The following is a 13,694-nucleotide window of genomic DNA, read 5'->3' on the forward strand; positions in this document are numbered from 1 at the left end:
GACCGACCTGAAAGAATATTTCAGGTCAGTCTCATCACTGGCTTACTGCCAGCCGTAACGACGGCTATAGAACCCTTTCACCAGTTGCGTTAATGTCATATACCCTGCCAGAATCGCAATCAGCCACGGGAAATAGCTTAACGGCAACGCCTGCAGTTGCAGATAACTGGCCAGCGGCGAGAACGGCAATGCGATCCCCACAACCATCACGATCACAGTCATGATCATTAACGGCCACGATGCGCGGCTCTGAATAAACGGAACACGGCGGGTACGGATCATATGTACAATCAGCGTTTGCGACAGTAACCCCACCACAAACCAGCCCGACTGGAACAGCGTTTGCGTTTCCGGTGTGTTGGCATGGAATACCCACCACATCAGGCAAAACGTCAGAATATCGAAGATCGAACTGATCGGTCCGAAGAAGATCATAAAGCGCCCCAGATCCGCCGGATTCCAGCGCTGCGGCTTTTGAATTTGCTCGTCGTCGACGTTATCAAACGGGATCGCCACCTGTGACACATCGTACAGCAGGTTCTGAATAAGCAAGTGTAACGGCAACATCGGCAGGAAAGGCAAGAAAGCACTCGCCACCAGCACGCTGAACACATTACCGAAGTTAGAACTCGCCGTCATTTTGATGTATTTCAGCATGTTGGCGAAAGTGCGACGTCCCTCAATAACCCCCTCTTCCAGCACCATCAGGCTTTTTTCCAGCAGGATGATATCAGCCGCTTCACGAGCAATATCTACCGCGCCGTCCACGGAAATTCCAATATCCGCAGCGCGTAAGGCGGGCGCATCATTTATTCCATCGCCCATAAAGCCAACCACATGCCCTTCACGCTTCAGTAAGGTCACAATGCGTTCTTTATGCATCGGCGTCAGGCGCGCGAACAGCGTGGTACGTTGCGCGAGATTTGCCAATTCGTCGTCAGTTAGCGTTTCAATATCACTACCAGTAACCACTTCTCCCGCGTCCAGCCCCACTTCATGGCACACTTTCGCCGCCACTAACTCACTGTCGCCAGTAAGGATCTTCACGGTAATTCCACTGGCTTTTAACGCCCGCAGAGCCGGAGCCGTTGTCTCTTTTGGCGGATCAAGAAAAGCGATATATCCTTCGAGGATCAGATCGGATTCATCAATTCGCTGGTAATCTCCTTCACGCGCTGGCTGGTATTTCGTCGCCACCGCAACCACGCGCAGCCCCTGACGGTTCAGCGTATCAGTAACCCGTTTAATCTTGCGTAACATGGTGTCATCAAGCGGGACAATCTCGCCATTGTGACGCACTTGCGAACACACATTGAGGATCTCCTGCAATGCGCCTTTGCAGACCAGTTGATGGTGTTCGGCATTTTCTGCCACTACTACCGACATCCGGCGGCGCTCGAAATCAAACGGAATTTCATCCACTTTCTGCCAACGACTGGCCAACAGACGGGCAGACTCTTCATCGATGCCTTCCAGCACCGCCGTATCGAGCAGGTTTTTAAGCCCGGTCTGGTAATGGCTGTTCAACCACGCACTATGTAGCACCCGCTCGCTGGTTTTACCGGAGATATCGGTATGATTCTCCAGCACAATTTTATCTTGCGTCAGGGTGCCTGTTTTATCAGTGCACAGAATATCCATAGCGCCAAAGTTCTGAATGGCATCCAGATGTTTGACGATCACTTTCTGTTTCGACAGCTTGACTGCGCCACGTGCCAGCGTCGAAGTGACAATCATCGGCAACATTTCCGGTGTTAAGCCTACCGCAACCGAAAGCGCGAACAGCGCTGCTTCCCACCAGTCACCTTTGGTGTAACCGTTGATGAGCAGCACCACCGGCGTCATCACCAGCATAAAGCGAATCAACAATATGCTGACGCGGCTGATCCCTTGTTGAAAGGCGTTCGGCTCGCTTTCCTGCTCGCTGACACGCCCCGCCAGTTGACCAAACCAGGTATTGGCACCTGTGGCAATCACCATTGCTTGTGCCGTGCCGCTCACCACGGTGGTGCCCATAAAACACAAAGTGTCGCACTCCAGCGGATTACAGTGCTCTGACTGGCGGGTAGTTGCTGCTTTTTCAACAGGCAGAGACTCACCGGTTAACGACGCCTGAGCGATGAACAGATCGCGCGCCTGCAAAATACGTAAATCGGCCGGGATCATATCCCCCGCCGCCAGTTTAATAATATCGCCAGGCACTAACTGGTCGATTGGGATCTCCAGCCAGCCATTTTCCCCTTTGTCGTTAATTACACGCAGCACCGTCGCGGTATTGCTGACCATCGCTTTCAGGGCATCTGCCGCTTTAGTGGAACGCGCTTCCTGAATAAAGTTCAGCAGCGTGGAAATAGCCACCATTAACGCGATCACACCTGCAGCAAATAAATCCTCCGTGGCATAAGAAATACCGCCGAGAATGGTGAGCAATATATTAAAGGGGTTGCGATAACAGACCCACAAATGTACCCACCACGGAGACGGTTGTTGCGCAGGTAATTTATTTTCACCATGTTGTTCGCGGGCTAATTCCACTTCCGCCTGATTTAACCCTTCCGGATGGGTGTCGAAGGTTTTCCATAATTCCTCTTCTGGCATTACCGCCATTTTCAGGCAATGCGCACTTAAGGAAGGGGGGATCGGAATATTCGCTGTCTGTTGCGCGCCAGGCAACGGATCGCGATGAACCAGACGAGAAGGTAAATGGCGAATGAGCCGGGTAAAAATTTCTTTAAACATAGGAAGTCCCTCCGCACCCTGTAAGCATGGTGCAGAAAATATCTTCAGGCGTTGCAAAGCCTTACCTGAAGGTAATAAAAATGAGCTGGGACGTTAAAACGTCACGGCCTTACGCATCCGGTAACGCCGTGAAAAGACAGGCTTACCGGAAAAGTTTTAATCTCCGTCGAGGGAGAGGCGTGGGATCAGGTTCCATATAACCTCCGGTAAGTGAAAAATAGCGCCAGGAATCCAATAATATTGGTAGCATTTATGCCGATATAATACCTGCAGACAACTAAACCAACGATAAACCAGACTTTGCCCATTGCGGTATGCACAGGTAAAGTTAGGCTCAAATAATTAAACCGCAAGTTACGGGGCAACAGGATGCAAAATCGGCTGACCATCAAAGACATCGCGCGCTTAAGCGGCGTAGGGAAATCCACGGTTTCCCGGGTGCTGAATAACGAAAGCGGCGTGAGTCAGCGCACACGTGAGCGCGTGGAAGCAGTGATGAATCAGCATGGATTTTCCCCTTCCCGCTCCGCACGCGCCATGCGTGGGCAAAGCGATAAAGTCGTCGCCATTATCGTTACCCGTCTGGATTCGTTATCAGAAAATCTCGCCGTTCAGACCATGCTGCCTGCATTCTATGAACAGGGCTACGACCCAATCATGATGGAAAGCCAGTTTTCACCACAATTGGTCGCAGAGCATCTGGGCGTTCTGAAACGTCGTAATATTGACGGCGTGGTGCTGTTTGGTTTTACCGGCATAACGGAAGAGATGTTAGCCCACTGGCAGTCATCACTGGTGCTGATGGCACGTGACGCAAAAGGCTTTGCTTCAGTCTGTTATGACGACGAAGGGGCGATCAAAATCCTGATGCAGCGACTGTATGACCAGGGGCACCGCAATATCAGCTATCTCGGCGTGCCACACAGTGACGTCACTACCGGTAAGCGACGCCATGAGGCCTATCTGGCATTTTGCAAAGCGCATAAACTGCATCCCGTCGCCGCTCTGCCGGGCCTTGCCATGAAGCAAGGCTACGATAACGTGGAAAAAGTGATTACGCCTGAAACCACCGCGTTGCTGTGCGCAACCGACACGCTGGCACTTGGCGCAAGTAAATACCTGCAAGAGAAACGCATTGACACTCTACAGTTGGCGAGTGTTGGTAATACGCCGTTGATGAAGTTCCTCCATCCGGAGATCGTCACCGTTGATCCCGGCTACGCTGAAGCCGGACGCCAGGCGGCCTGCCAGTTGATCGAGCAGGTAACCGGACGCAGCGAACCCCAACAAATCGTCATCCCCGCCACCCTTTCCTGATCGTTGACTGAACGATAATTTGTGATCTTCGCTGCGTTTCGGGAACGTTCCCATTTTTAATATTCTCTTCCCACGATATTCTGCCATCAACCAAATATGTCATCTGCCACGGGGCTTTACGATGAGCAAAGTGAACCAAACGGATATCGACCAGTTGATTGAACTGGTCGGCGGGCGCGACAATATCGCGACGGTGAGCCACTGTATTACACGCCTGCGCTTTGTCCTCAACCAACCGACCAATGCCAGACCGAAAGAAATTGAACAATTACCAATGGTGAAAGGCTGCTTCACCAATGCCGGGCAATTTCAGGTGGTCATTGGCACCAACGTTGGCGATTACTATAAAGCGCTGTTGGCGAGGACTGGTCAGGCGCAGGTCGATAAAGAGCAGGTGAAAAAAGCTGCACGGCAAAATATGAAATGGCATGAACAGTTGATCTCCCATTTCGCAGAGATCTTCTTCCCGTTGCTACCGGCGCTAATTAGTGGTGGTTTGATCCTCGGTTTTCGCAATGTGATTGGCGATCTACCCATGAGCAACGGGCAGACGCTGGCGCAAATGTACCCTTCTCTAAAAACGATCTACGATTTTTTGTGGTTGATCGGTGAAGCGATCTTCTTCTACCTGCCAGTCGGAATCTGCTGGTCAGCGGTGAAAAAGATGGGTGGCACACCGATTCTCGGTATCGTACTTGGCGTGACGCTGGTTTCTCCACAATTGATGAACGCCTATCTGCTCGGGCAGCAGGTGCCAGAAGTATGGGACTTTGGCATGTTCAGCATCGCTAAAGTGGGCTATCAGGCACAGGTGATCCCGGCACTGCTGGCCGGGCTGGCGCTTGGCGTTATTGAAACCCGCCTTAAGCGCATCGTGCCAGATTACCTCTATCTGGTGGTTGTGCCGGTCTGTTCGTTGATCCTCGCGGTGTTCCTTGCCCATGCACTTATTGGTCCCTTTGGCCGCATGATTGGCGATGGCGTTGCCTTTGCGGTACGCCACCTGATGACCGGCAGCTTTGCGCCGATTGGTGCGGCATTGTTTGGCTTCCTGTACGCCCCGTTGGTGATCACCGGCGTACACCAGACCACGCTTGCTATTGATTTGCAGATGATTCAAAGCATGGGTGGCACGCCAGTGTGGCCGCTGATTGCACTGTCGAATATCGCTCAGGGCTCCGCCGTGATAGGTATTATCATTTCCAGCCGCAAGCACAATGAACGCGAGATCTCCGTGCCTGCCGCGATCTCCGCCTGGCTTGGGGTCACAGAGCCGGCAATGTACGGCATCAACCTGAAATATCGCTTCCCGATGCTGTGCGCGATGATTGGTTCTGGTGTGGCGGGATTGTTATGCGGCCTGAACGGCGTCATGGCGAACGGCATCGGTGTTGGCGGTCTGCCGGGCATTCTCTCTATTCAGCCGAGCTACTGGCAGGTGTTTGCGCTGGCAATGGCTATCGCCATCATCATTCCGATTGTACTCACCTCGTTTATCTACCAGCGGAAATATCGCCTGGGTACGCTTGAAATTGTTTAATTTTCTTCGGGGCGCACTTGCGCCCCCTCGCATTTGCAGGAATAACCTAATGACTAATCTTCCCCACTGGTGGCAAAACGGCGTTATCTACCAGATTTATCCAAAGAGTTTTCAGGACACCACCGGCAGCGGCACCGGCGATCTGCGCGGAGTCACCCTGCGCCTCGACTATCTACAAAAACTGGGGGTCGATGCTATCTGGTTGACCCCCTTTTATGTCTCTCCCCAGGTCGATAACGGTTACGACGTGGCGAACTATACGGCGATTGATCCCACGTATGGCTCGCTGGATGATTTTGACGAACTGGTGGCGCAGGCGAAATCGCGCGGTATTCGCATTATTCTTGATATGGTGTTTAACCATACTTCTACCCAACACGCCTGGTTTCGCGAGGCGCTGAACAAAGAAAGCCCTTATCGTCAGTTTTATATCTGGCGTGACGGCAAACCAGGAATACCACCAAATAACTGGCGTTCTAAATTCGGCGGCAATGCCTGGCGCTGGCACGCAGAAAGCGAACAGTATTATTTGCATCTGTTTGCACCTGAACAGGCCGATCTCAACTGGGAAAACCCAGCAGTACGCACAGAACTGAAAAAAGTCTGTGAGTTCTGGGCCGATCGCGGGGTAGACGGGCTGCGTCTGGATGTGGTGAATCTGATCTCCAAAGACCCGCGCTTCCCTGACGATCTGGATGGCGACGGGCGTCGCTTCTACACCGACGGGCCACGAGTCCATGAGTTTTTGCACGAGATGAACCGTGATGTCTTTACACCACGCGGGTTGATGACCGTAGGTGAAATGTCCTCCACCAGCCTTGAACATTGCCAGCGATACGCGGCGCTGACAGGCAGTGAATTGTCGATGACCTTTAATTTTCATCACCTGAAGGTCGATTATCCCGGCGGTGAAAAATGGACGCTAGCTAAACCTGACTTTGTAGCGTTAAAAACATTGTTCCGCCACTGGCAACAGGGAATGCATAACGTCGCGTGGAATGCTTTGTTCTGGTGTAACCACGATCAGCCGCGCATTGTTTCTCGCTTTGGCGATGAAGGTGACTACCGAGAGCCTGCGGCAAAAATGCTGGCGATGGTGCTGCATGGTATGCAGGGAACGCCTTATATTTACCAGGGGGAAGAGATTGGCATGACCAATCCGCATTTCACACGCATTACCGATTACCGCGACGTGGAAAGCCTCAACATGTTTGCCGAACTGCGCAACTGCGGGTGTGACGCCGAAGAGTTATTGGCGATCCTCGCCAGCAAGTCCCGCGATAACAGCCGCACGCCAATGCAATGGAACAACGGCGATAACGCCGGTTTTACTACCGCCGAACCGTGGATTGCCGTGTGTGATAACTATCGGGAAATCAACGTGGAAGCCGCGCTGGCCGATGAATCTTCGGTGTTTTACACCTATCAGAAATTAATCGCGCTGCGTAAACAAGAACCCATTCTGACATGGGGCGATTACCAGGATCTGCTGCCAAACAGCCCTGCGTTGTGGTGCTATCGCCGCGAATGGCAGGGGCAAACCTTATTGGTGATTGCCAACCTTAGCCGCGACATACAACCCTGGCAGCCAGGGCAAATCCGCGGCGACTGGCAACTGTTAATGCACAACTATGAAGAAGCCTCCTCTCAACCGGGAGCCATGACATTACGGCCTTTTGAGGCTGCCTGGTGGTTGCAGAGATAATTCTTCTCCTGGCCCCGGTAAAGCGAGCATTTTCGGGGCCTTACATGGCAGCACATTGTTTTTGTTGGTTTTTTAAACAGAAAATTATTAAAAATTTACACATCGCTGTAGCGCCCGTCATCCGTACACTCTGCTTTTTACTTTGAGCTAAATCAAAAAAAGCTCAAACATCCTTAATGCAAAGCACTATATATAGACTTTAAAATGCATCGCAACCCAATATGTTGTATCCGTCGACTATACTTGCATCAAGATACACACCAACTAAGCCGACATAATTGTGGATAAGGCAGATTGGGACTGCTGTAACTCCCCGTAAAAAGAGCCAAATAAACCGGGGCGCACTTCCCAATTTTCTGTGTATAACCTGTTCTTAAAAATATGGAGCGATCATGACACCGCATGTGATGAAACGAGACGGCTGCAAAGTGCCGTTTAAATCAGAGCGCATCAAAGAAGCTATTCTGCGTGCAGCTAAAGCAGCGGAAGTCGATGATGCAGATTATTGTGCCACTGTTGCCGCTGTCGTCAGCGAGCAAATGCAAGGCCGCACCCAGGTCGATATCAACGAAATCCAGACTGCAGTTGAAAACCAGCTCATGTCTGGCCCGTACAAACAACTGGCTCGTGCTTACATCGAGTACCGTCATGATCGCGACATTGAACGTGAAAAACGCGGTCGCCTGAACCAGGAGATCCGTGGCCTGGTCGAGCAGACCAACTCTTCGTTGCTCAATGAAAACGCCAACAAAGACAGCAAGGTGATTCCGACCCAGCGCGACCTGCTGGCCGGGATTGTTGCTAAACACTATGCACGCCAGCATTTGCTGCCGCGTGACGTGGTTCAGGCGCATGAGCGTGGCGATATTCACTACCACGATCTCGATTACTCGCCGTTCTTCCCGATGTTCAACTGCATGTTGATCGACCTGAAAGGTATGTTGACCCAGGGCTTTAAGATGGGGAACGCCGAGATTGAACCGCCGAAGTCGATCTCTACGGCAACCGCAGTAACTGCACAGATTATCGCCCAGGTTGCCAGCCATATTTATGGCGGCACCACCATTAACCGTATCGACGAAGTTCTGGCACCGTTCGTCACTGCCAGCTACAACAAGCACCGTAAAACAGCGGAAGAGTGGAGCATTCCAGACGCTGAAGGCTACGCCAACTCTCGTACCATCAAAGAGTGCTACGACGCGTTCCAGTCGCTGGAATATGAAGTGAATACCCTGCACACAGCCAACGGTCAGACGCCGTTTGTCACCTTTGGCTTTGGTCTGGGTACTAGCTGGGAGTCGCGTCTGATTCAGGAATCTATCCTGCGTAACCGTATCGCGGGCCTCGGTAAAAACCGTAAAACTGCCGTGTTCCCGAAACTGGTGTTTGCGATCCGCGATGGCCTGAACCATAAAAAAGGCGATCCGAACTACGACATCAAACAACTGGCACTGGAGTGTGCAAGCAAGCGCATGTATCCAGACATTCTGAACTACGATCAGGTGGTTAAAGTTACCGGGTCGTTTAAAACGCCAATGGGTTGCCGCAGCTTCCTCGGCGTGTGGGAAAACGAAAACGGCGAGCAGATCCACGATGGACGTAACAACCTCGGCGTAATCAGCCTTAACCTGCCGCGTATTGCGCTGGAAGCAAAAGGTGATGAAGCCACCTTCTGGAAGCTGCTGGATGAACGCCTGGTGCTGGCGCGTAAGGCGCTGATGACCCGTATCGCCCGTCTGGAAGGCGTGAAAGCGCGCGTGGCTCCAATCCTCTATATGGAAGGTGCCTGTGGAGTACGTCTGAATGCTGATGACGACGTTTCTGAAATCTTCAAAAACGGTCGTGCATCGATTTCGCTGGGTTATATCGGGATCCACGAAACGATTAATGCGCTGTTCGGCGGCGAACATGTTTACGACAACGAGCAACTGCGTGCGAAAGGTATTGCCATTGTTGAACGTCTGCGTCAGGCGGTGGATCAGTGGAAAGAAGAAACCGGCTACGGTTTCAGCCTCTACAGTACGCCGAGTGAAAACCTGTGCGATCGCTTCTGTCGTCTTGATACTGCGGAGTTTGGCGTGGTGCCGGGCGTGACCGATAAAGGTTACTACACCAACAGTTTCCACCTCGATGTTGAGAAGAAGGTTAACCCGTACGACAAGATCGACTTTGAAGCGCCTTATCCGCCGCTGGCGAACGGTGGCTTCATTTGCTACGGCGAGTATCCAAATATTCAGCACAACCTGAAGGCGCTGGAAGATGTCTGGGATTACAGCTATCAGCATGTGCCGTATTACGGCACCAACACGCCGATCGATGAATGCTACGAATGTGGCTTTACCGGTGAGTTTGAGTGCACCAGCAAAGGCTTCACCTGCCCGAAATGTGGTAACCATGACACCTCCCGTGTGTCGGTGACTCGCCGCGTGTGCGGGTATTTAGGCAGTCCTGATGCGCGTCCGTTTAACGCCGGTAAGCAGGAAGAAGTTAAGCGCCGCGTTAAACATTTGGGCAATGGGCAAATCGGTTGATCTTCACTCTGCGGTAAGCAAATGCCGGATGCGACGCGAAAGCGTCTTATCCGGCCTACACGCGGACTGATAAGCCAGGCAAAAATGAATTACCATCAATACTATCCTGTCGACATCGTTAACGGCCCCGGCACTCGCTGCACCCTGTTTGTCTCCGGGTGCGTCCATGAATGTCCTGGCTGCTATAACAAAAGCACCTGGCGGGTAAATTCCGGTCAACCGTTTACCAAAGAAATGGAAGACCAGATCATCAACGATCTGAACGACACCCGCATCAAACGCCAGGGTATTTCCCTCTCCGGCGGCGACCCGCTGCACCCACAAAACGTGCCGGATATTTTAAAACTGGTACAACGCATCCGCGCCGAGTGCCCTGGTAAAGATATCTGGGTATGGACAGGCTATAAACTCGACGAACTCAATGCTGCGCAAATGCAGGTTGTTGACTTGATTAACGTGCTGGTCGACGGCAAATTTGTGCAGGATTTAAAAGATCCGTCCCTGATCTGGCGCGGTAGCAGCAACCAGGTGGTGCATCATTTGCGGTAATCACTCATCCAGCCGTTTATCCGCCTCATCATAAACGGCTGAGTTCTCTCTCTTACCAATAGCTATCACCAACACGAGCAACACTTTATCATTGACCTGATAGACCAGACGATATCCCAGTGTTCGAAGCTTAATTTTGTAGCAGTCCGGCAAATCCCGCAGTTTAGCCGATGGATTGCTCGGCCTTTTCAGCACATTCTCAAGCTTTTTTAAAATTGTTCCCGGACTGCCACGCCCAGCTTTTGCCACTCTTTCAGCGCTCGCGGATCAAAGGCCAGCTCATAGTTCATCCAGTCGGACCTTAATGGCCTCTTGTGGGTTGGCCAGTCGTTCCCTGACAGTGCGTAACAAGGCTTCTTCGCTATCACTGACAGTGAGCGTTTTTACCGGCATTCGCCCATTTTCCGCAACGTACTGAAACAGCAGTCGCACTGCTTCAGTAGGCGTGATATTTAATTTTTCCAGCACCGCATAAGCCTCATTTTTCAGTTTATCATCCAGGCGGACGTTAAGTGTGGCCATTATGCCTCCGGTAATTACGAAAAGTGTAATGCATTATAGCATTACATATGCATTACATTCATTTATGGAAAACGCCTCGCAAAAATGGGGCTACGCACAGGACAATGGTCGTGTTGAAAGTAAATTCTGCGTGGGATTTATGAAAGGAGAAGAGCGTTGGGCGGTGATGTTTCACCGCCCAATCCAGCATTAACGATACTTCTTGTGATAGGTGTTGCGGGTGGTTTTCAGTTGCTCTGCGGCAGCCTGTGCTTCTTTGACTTTACCTTCGTTCGCCAACTTCAGCGCGTCGTCAATCTGGCCGACCAGAATGTCGAAACCGTGGCGGAAATCTTTCATTTCCGGACTGTCTGGCGATTTACCTTCCAGCTTCGGCGGCGTTGCTTTTTGCGCATCCAGCGCCGCGGCGCGCATTTTGGTTAACGCATCTTTGACTTGCGCCGCGTTATCCGCTTTTTCGACCACTTTTAAATTGTCGTTGAGGGTTTCCATATTGCCTTCCAGATCAGCGGCAAACGACGCCGAACTGAATACCAACGAGGAGACTGCAAGAATAGCTAACAGGCTTTTACGCATTGCTCACTTCCTTCCATTTTTCTTATTAAGATTCGGCGCGGCAGGTCGCGCCAGTTTTTTACTGCCCGGCGATTTTCATCTCCGGCAACAGTACAGAACCACACTGTATATTGCTGCGTGTTTCAATATCGTTACCGACGGTGACAATATTGCGCCACATATCTTTTAAATTACCTGCGATGGTGATTTCGCTAACCGGATACTGAATTTCGCCGTTTTCTACCCAGAAACCCGCGGCACCACGGGAATAATCACCGGTAATTGCGCTCACACCCTGGCCCATCAATTCTGTCACCACCAGCCCGGTGCCCATCTCTTTGAGCATCTGCTCGAAGCTCAGACCTTGCCCGGCAATACGCCAGTTGTGGATACCGCCCGCATGACCGGTACTTTTCAGCCCCAGCTTGCGCGCAGAGTAGGAAGTCAGCAGCCACTGAGTCAGGATGCCATCTTTGATGATATCGCGACGCTCGGTGCGCACACCTTCACTGTCGAATGGCGTGGATGCCAACCCTTTTAGCAGATGCGGGTGTTCTTCAATGGTCAGCCAGTCAGGCAAAATTTGTTTACCGAGCGAGTCGAGCAGAAAAGTCGATTTGCGGTAGACCGCACCACCGGCAATCGCGCCGACCAGATGACCAAACAGCCCCGTGGCAACTTCATTGGCAAAAATTACCGGCGCTTTCATAGTGGAGAGTTTACGCGGTGACAGGCGCGATAAAGTACGGCGGGCGCAGTCTGCCCCGACCCATTCCGGCGTTTGTAGATCGCTCATCGCGCGACCAATGGTGTAGGCATAATCACGCTCCATATCGCCGTTCTCTTCGGCAATCACGCAACTGGAGAGTGAATGGCGCGTTGAACAGTAGCCCTGCAACATGCCGTGGCTGTTACCAAATACTTTTACCCCGTAGTGGCTGTTAAAACTGCCGCCTTCGGTATTGGTGATGCGTTTGTCCGCCTTTAACGCAGCCTGTTCAGCACGGGCCGCCAGTTCAATGGCTTCATCCGGAGAGACTTCCGCAGGGTGGAACAAGTCGAGATCAGGCGCGTCAAAGGCCAGCAACTCTTTATCTGCCACGCCTGCGTAGGGATCTGGCGAGGTATAACGGGCAATATCCAGCGCCGCCTGTACGGTGCGGGCAATGGCCTGCGGGCTTAAATCGGTGGATGATGCACTACCTTTGCGGTTCTGGTGATAAACGGTGATCCCCAGCGCGCCATCGCTATTGAATTCGACATTCTCCACTTCACCATAACGCGTGCTTACGCTAATGCCGGTGGTCTTGCTGACGGCAACTTCTGCACCGTCCGATTTGCCTGAGGCCAACTCCAGCGCAGTCGAAACTGCTTCTTCCAGAATCTTGCGCTGCGCTTCAACTTGAGAGATTACTTTCATTGCAAGTGCCATAATGTAGAGAGTTTCTCTGAAGTCTAACAGAGAACCGTTTTTCAGTGCGCATCTTAACTGGTAACATTAGCCTCTTTTTTTAAGGAGCCTGACATGACTAAGCAGCCCGAAGACTGGCTCGACGACGTTCCCGGTGATGATATCGAAGACGAAGACGATGAAATTATCTGGGTCAGTAAAAGTGAAATTAAACGCGATGCCGAGGAGTTAAAACGCCTGGGTGCGGAAATTGTAGATCTGGGGAAAAACGCGCTGGATAAGATCCCGCTAGATGCGGATCTGCGCGCAGCTATCGAGTTAGCCCAGCGTATTAAGATGGAAGGCCGCCGCCGCCAGTTGCAGCTTATCGGTAAGATGCTGCGCCAGCGCGATGTAGAACCGATCCGTCAGGCGCTGGATAAGCTGAAAAACCGCCACAACCAGCAGGTTGTGCTGTTCCATAAACTGGAAAACCTGCGCGATCGTTTGATCGACCACGGTGATGATGCCATCGCTGAGGTATTGAACTTGTGGCCAGATGCCGATCGTCAGCAATTACGTGCTCTGATCCGCAACGCGAAGAAAGAGAAAGAAGGGAACAAGCCGCCGAAATCCGCACGACAGATTTTCCAGTATCTGCGTGAGTTAGCGGAGAACGAAGGGTAAGTTTTGTTGCTGATGTGAGTATGGTTTGCCGGATGCAGTGCACCGCCAGATCTGTAGGCCTGATAAGACGCGTCAAGCGTCGCTTCAGGCGCTATGCTCAAATGCCGGATGCGGCGTGAACGCCCTATCCGGCCTACAAAAGCACGTTGCCCCTGTAGG

General features: G+C 51.9%; 11 protein-coding genes and 1 pseudogene. 6 read left to right on the forward strand and 6 right to left on the reverse strand.

Annotated elements, in window-relative coordinates; genetic code table 11:
- Window positions 1-42 precede the first annotated feature (42 nt).
- On the reverse strand, window positions 43-2,739 hold the full coding sequence (gene mgtA / locus A9587_RS19795; RefSeq protein ID WP_105263890.1) for a magnesium-translocating P-type ATPase: 2,697 nt from the start codon (window positions 2,737-2,739) through the stop codon (window positions 43-45).
- A 142-nt stretch (window positions 2,740-2,881) separates the two neighbouring features.
- Window positions 2,882-2,935 carry a mgtA regulatory leader peptide MgtL gene (gene mgtL / locus A9587_RS19800; protein WP_001387276.1) on the reverse strand — a complete coding sequence of 18 codons (54 nt, stop codon included), beginning with the start codon at window positions 2,933-2,935 and terminating at the stop codon, window positions 2,882-2,884.
- A gap of 173 nt (window positions 2,936-3,108) precedes the next feature.
- Between mgtL and treR the strand changes: the two genes are divergently transcribed.
- The 5 genes from treR (at window position 3,109) to nrdG (ending at window position 10,381) form a co-directional block, all read left to right on the forward strand.
- Entirely contained in the window at window positions 3,109-4,056 is a 948-nt protein-coding gene (treR, locus tag A9587_RS19810; RefSeq protein WP_001181341.1) for a trehalose operon repressor TreR, read from the forward strand.
- 121 nt (window positions 4,057-4,177) lie between these two features.
- Complete coding sequence (treB, locus tag A9587_RS19815) at window positions 4,178-5,596, forward strand: PTS trehalose transporter subunit IIBC (protein WP_000049038.1); 1,419 nt, start codon at window positions 4,178-4,180, stop codon at window positions 5,594-5,596.
- Between the two features lie 49 nt (window positions 5,597-5,645).
- Window positions 5,646-7,301: an alpha,alpha-phosphotrehalase gene (gene treC / locus A9587_RS19820; RefSeq protein WP_105263889.1), complete on the forward strand. Its 1,656-nt coding sequence runs from the start codon at window positions 5,646-5,648 to the stop codon at window positions 7,299-7,301.
- 392 nt (window positions 7,302-7,693) lie between these two features.
- The gene (gene nrdD / locus A9587_RS19825; protein ID WP_000187807.1) at window positions 7,694-9,832 is read left to right on the forward strand and encodes an anaerobic ribonucleoside-triphosphate reductase; all 2,139 of its coding nucleotides are present in this window, start codon (window positions 7,694-7,696) and stop codon (window positions 9,830-9,832) included.
- A gap of 84 nt (window positions 9,833-9,916) precedes the next feature.
- Entirely contained in the window at window positions 9,917-10,381 is a 465-nt protein-coding gene (gene nrdG, locus A9587_RS19830) for an anaerobic ribonucleoside-triphosphate reductase-activating protein (protein ID WP_001106237.1), read from the forward strand.
- Here nrdG and A9587_RS19835 read toward each other — a convergent pair.
- From A9587_RS19835 to pmbA, 4 genes and pseudogenes are all read right to left on the reverse strand, one after another.
- Window positions 10,382-10,671 (reverse strand): annotated as a pseudogene (locus A9587_RS19835) (type II toxin-antitoxin system RelE family toxin).
- A complete protein-coding gene (locus A9587_RS19840; protein ID WP_000212715.1) occupies window positions 10,661-10,903 on the reverse strand; it encodes a type II toxin-antitoxin system RelB/DinJ family antitoxin in 243 nt (80 codons plus the stop codon). The pseudogene A9587_RS19835 and the gene A9587_RS19840 overlap by 11 nt, the downstream one beginning before the upstream one ends.
- A 189-nt stretch (window positions 10,904-11,092) precedes the next feature.
- Window positions 11,093-11,479 (reverse strand): cytochrome b562, encoded by a 387-nt coding sequence (cybC, locus tag A9587_RS19850; protein ID WP_001232257.1) that lies wholly within the window; start codon window positions 11,477-11,479, stop codon window positions 11,093-11,095.
- A 58-nt stretch (window positions 11,480-11,537) separates the two neighbouring features.
- A complete protein-coding gene (pmbA, locus tag A9587_RS19855; RefSeq protein ID WP_001162190.1) occupies window positions 11,538-12,890 on the reverse strand; it encodes a metalloprotease PmbA in 1,353 nt (450 codons plus the stop codon).
- A gap of 93 nt (window positions 12,891-12,983) precedes the next feature.
- On the opposite strand from pmbA, the gene yjgA reads away from it, so the two are divergent.
- Entirely contained in the window at window positions 12,984-13,535 is a 552-nt protein-coding gene (gene yjgA / locus A9587_RS19860; RefSeq protein WP_000166266.1) for a ribosome biogenesis factor YjgA, read from the forward strand.
- Window positions 13,536-13,694: the final 159 nt, after the last annotated feature.

Source organism: Escherichia sp. MOD1-EC6162 (assembly GCF_002965125.1).
In the GTDB taxonomy this organism is placed as follows: domain Bacteria; phylum Pseudomonadota; class Gammaproteobacteria; order Enterobacterales; family Enterobacteriaceae; genus Escherichia; species Escherichia marmotae.

Bases quoted from the DNA above. Each gene is read 5' to 3' on its own strand.
- cybC (WP_001232257.1), bottom strand. From the start codon at position 11,479: ATGCGTAAAAGCCTGTTAGCTATTCTTGCAGTCTCCTCGTTGGTATTC.
- pmbA (WP_001162190.1), bottom strand. From the start codon at position 12,890: ATGGCACTTGCAATGAAAGTAATCTCTCAAGTTGAAGCGCAGCGCAAG.
- treB (WP_000049038.1), top strand. From the start codon at position 4,178: ATGAGCAAAGTGAACCAAACGGATATCGACCAGTTGATTGAACTGGTC.
- A9587_RS19840 (WP_000212715.1), bottom strand. From the start codon at position 10,903: ATGGCCACACTTAACGTCCGCCTGGATGATAAACTGAAAAATGAGGCT.
- mgtA (WP_105263890.1), bottom strand. From the start codon at position 2,739: ATGTTTAAAGAAATTTTTACCCGGCTCATTCGCCATTTACCTTCTCGT.
- nrdG (WP_001106237.1), top strand. From the start codon at position 9,917: ATGAATTACCATCAATACTATCCTGTCGACATCGTTAACGGCCCCGGC.
- treR (WP_001181341.1), top strand. From the start codon at position 3,109: ATGCAAAATCGGCTGACCATCAAAGACATCGCGCGCTTAAGCGGCGTA.
- nrdD (WP_000187807.1), top strand. From the start codon at position 7,694: ATGACACCGCATGTGATGAAACGAGACGGCTGCAAAGTGCCGTTTAAA.
- yjgA (WP_000166266.1), top strand. From the start codon at position 12,984: ATGACTAAGCAGCCCGAAGACTGGCTCGACGACGTTCCCGGTGATGAT.
- treC (WP_105263889.1), top strand. From the start codon at position 5,646: ATGACTAATCTTCCCCACTGGTGGCAAAACGGCGTTATCTACCAGATT.